Annotated in this window: 1 protein-coding gene; it reads left to right on the top strand. The window is 65.7% G+C overall.

Annotated elements, in window-relative coordinates:
- Positions 1–273 precede the first annotated feature (273 nt).
- Entirely contained in the window at positions 274–1,365 is a 1,092-nt protein-coding gene (locus AC6CKD_RS37920) for an IS110 family RNA-guided transposase (protein WP_498333977.1), read from the top strand.
- Positions 1,366–1,376: the final 11 nt, after the last annotated feature.

Genomic DNA, 1,376 nt, shown 5'->3' on the forward strand with positions numbered 1-1,376 from the left:
GGTAATTGTGATAGTCGACCTGCGGCCCGGGTTGGGTTGCTGCCAGGCTGATGTCGGCGTCCGGCATGACCCGAAACGGTAATTGGCGGCTCGTCAGAGTCTGCCGTGCCCCCGAGATGTCTGCCGGACGTCGGCGTCGGCCTGGCCCACCCCGTTGGCTTGATCAGCAGCTTGTCCGCCATTTCGACGTGACTCATCACAGTTATGCCACGCGGTGACTCCACCCAGGCCGGCGCCGACCACGGTCGTCCAGCCGAAGAGGAGAACAACCGCGTGACCATGCTTGCAGAACGAGTCGACGGCGTCATCGGCGTCGATACCCATCGAGACACGCTTGCCGCGGCTGCCGTCAGCCCGATCGGATCCGTCCTCGCTACCACCGACGCACCCGCCAACGCCCGCGGGTACCGGCGCATGCTGGACTTCGCCCGCCAGCAGATCCCCGGCCGACGCTGTTGGGCGCTGGAAGGCGTCGGCAGTTACGGGGCCGGACTGGCCGCCTTCCTCGGCGAAGCCGGCGAGCACGTCGTTGAAGTCCTGCGTCCCAAGCGGCCACCGGTCCGCGGCGGCCGCAAGACCGACATGATCGATGCCATCCGGGCAGCCAAGGAAGCCCTGGCCAGCGAGCATCTCATCGCGCCCCGGCACCGTGGCGAGCGCGAGGCCCTGCGGGTTCTTCTCGTCACCCGCCAGGGTGCCGTCCTCGCCTCGACGGCGGCGATCAACCAGCTCAAGGCGCTGATCGTCTCAGCTCCGGACGATCTCCGAGCCGAACTGAGGAAGCTGAAACGGCCCGCTCAGATCACCCAATGTGCGCAGCTCAGGGACCGGCCGACCCAAGGCATCGAGCATCGAATGACCGTCTGGGCCCTCCGCTCGACCGCCCAGCGAGTCCAGATGCTTCAGACAGAAGCCAAGGAGCTCGAGGCAGAGATCCTTCGCCTGGTCCGCGAGATGGCTCCCCAACTTTTGGACCTGCTCGGGGTCGGCCCTATCACCGCTGCCCAGGTACTGGTCAGTTGGTCACACCCCGGCCGCTTTCGATCCGAAGCGGCCTTCGCCTCGTTCGCCGGCGTCTCGCCCATCCCGGCGTCGTCGGGACTGACGAACCGGCATCGCATCAACCGCAGCGGTGACCGGCAACTCAACCGGGCCTTGCATACCGTCACGTTGATCAGGATGCGACTGGACCCGGTCACGAAGGTCTACGTCGCCCGCAGAATGGCTGAGGGCAAGACCTCACGAGACGCACAGCGTTGCCTCAAGCGCACCATCTGCCGGCAAATCTTCAAGATCCTCGAATCCCCGAATCGAACCCAGGCAGCCAGCCTTACGGATCACGCCAATCAACTTGACGCGATATAGCAGCCTCGGGG

The organism is Streptomyces sp. GQ60 (genome assembly GCF_059758875.1).